We start from the raw sequence: 2,188 nt of genomic DNA on the forward strand, positions 1-2,188 counted from the left end.
GGGGTTCCCGGCCGAGAACCTGATCTGGCGGCCGGCTTGCGATAGATTTTCGGCCTGCTTGCGAATCGCCGATGCGCCTGTGAGGCTTTGCGACTGATGACCTTGTCCGCCACCGCGTTGCCGATCAGCGCCCCCCAGGCGTTCCTCGGCGTGCGGCTGTCGCTGACCAACAAATTGTGGCGTGACCGGCTCGACGCCCGCGGCGCGGCCCGGGCGCTGGCCATCGTGCAGCGCTATCAGCTGCCGGAGATGCTGGCGCGAGTGCTGGCCGGGCGCGACGTCGCGCTCGATGCCGTCAACGACTTTCTCGATCCCACCATCCGCAAGCTGATGCCCGACCCGTTCACGGTGACGCAGATGGAGGCGGCGGCGCAGCGCATCGCCGATGCCGCCGCGAAGGGCGAGAAGGTCGCGATCTTCGGCGACTACGACGTCGACGGCGCCACCTCGGCGGCGCTGCTCGCCTGGCATCTGCGGCATTGCGGGCTCGATCCGCTGATCCACATTCCCGATCGCATCTTCGAAGGCTACGGCCCGAACACTGACGCCATCCGCGCGCTCGCCAGCAAGGGCGCGACCCTGCTGGTCACCGTGGACTGCGGCACCACCAGCCTGGAGCCCTTGGCGGAGGCGCGGCGGCTCGGCATGTCCGTGGTCGTGATCGACCACCACCAATGCGGCGAGGAGCTGCCGGAGGTCGAGGCGCTGGTCAATCCGAACCGGCCCGACGATCTGTCCGGCCTCGGTTATCTCGCAGCCGTCGGACTGACCTTCGTGACCCTGGTTGCGGTCAATCGCGAGCTGCGCAGCCGCGGCTTCTGGAACGCCACGCGGCTGGAGCCGGACCTGCTGTCGATGCTGCATCACGTCGCGCTCGGCACCGTTGCCGACGTCGCGCCGCTGATCGCGCTGAACCGCGCTTTCGTCGCCAAGGGCCTGATCGCGATGCGCCGGCGCGACCATGTCGGCCACACCGCGCTGATGGACGTCGCGCGCCTGAACGGCCCGCCCGAGGCGTGGCATCTCGGCTTCATGCTCGGGCCGCGCATCAATGCCGGCGGTCGCATCGGCCGCGCCGATCTCGGCGTACGGCTGCTGCTCGAGGGCGACGTCTCCGAGGCCGCGCGCATCGCCGCCGAGCTCGACCGCCTCAACACCGAGCGCCGCGTCATCGAGCAGCAGGCGGAGGCGCAGGCTGAGGCCGAGGCGCTGGCCTCGCTCGGCCTGGAGGACAAGGGCGCGGTCATCGTCACCGCGTCCGAAGGCTGGCATCCCGGCGTGGTCGGGCTGGTGGCGTCGCGGCTGAAGGAGAAGTTCGCGCGGCCGGCATTCGCGATCGCGCTCGAGCCCGGCGGCATCGGCACGGGATCGGGGCGCTCCATTCCCGGCGTTGATCTCGGCAAGGCGGTGCGTCACGCGGTGGAGCAGGGCCTGCTGATGAAGGGCGGCGGACACGCGATGGCGGCCGGCGTCACCCTGCGCAAGGAGCGGCTGGCGGAGTTTCGCGCCTATCTGGAAAGCGCGCTGGCGGCCGACGTCGCCGAGGCGCGCCACGTCAACGAGATCCTGATCGACGGCGCGATCAGCGCGCGCGCGGCGACGCCCGAGCTGGTCGCGACGCTCAATCGCGCCGGTCCGTTCGGCAGCGGCAATCCCGAGCCGATCGTGGCGCTGCCGTCGCATCAGCTGGTCTATGCCGACGAGGTCGGGCAGGCGCATCTCAAGCTGCGCTTCAAGTCCGGCGACGGCGCCACCGTGAACGCAATCGCGTTCCGCTCGGTCGGCCAGAAGCTCGGCAACGCGCTGGTGCAGCATCGCGGCCAGCTCCTCCATGTCGCCGGCACCCTGACCGTCGACCGCTACCAGGGCGTCGAGCGCGTGCAGCTGCGTGTGCTGGATGTCGCCGTGCCGGATCACGGCCCGGCGATGATCAGGTAGCTGTTGCATATTCCGCCGTCGTCCCGGCCTTGAGCCGGGACCCATACGCCGCAGCAGAAGTTGTGAGGACGAGATGCCCATGGCGATCGTGCCTCGAACTGCTCCCTGTGGGTATGGGTCCCGGCTCGGGGGCCGGGACGACAGTGGAGTGTGGGGCGCGCATCGTGCCTCAGACGATCCAGCGCAAACATGATCATTCGATCTCGCCGCGCATTCGCGCCCGAGTGATGCGTGGCCGAAGCCCTCATCG

At 69.7% G+C, this 2,188-nt stretch carries 1 protein-coding gene; it reads left to right on the plus strand.

Going from position 1 to position 2,188, the window contains the following annotated elements:
- Positions 1–96 precede the first annotated feature (96 nt).
- Positions 97–1,938: a single-stranded-DNA-specific exonuclease RecJ gene (gene recJ, locus BRAS3809_RS33165; RefSeq protein ID WP_008966386.1), complete on the plus strand. Its 1,842-nt coding sequence runs from the start codon at positions 97–99 to the stop codon at positions 1,936–1,938.
- The last annotated feature ends 250 nt before the right edge of the window (positions 1,939–2,188 follow it).

It is taken from the genome of Bradyrhizobium sp. STM 3809 (assembly GCF_000239795.1).
Classification (GTDB): Bacteria; Pseudomonadota; Alphaproteobacteria; order Rhizobiales; family Xanthobacteraceae; genus Bradyrhizobium.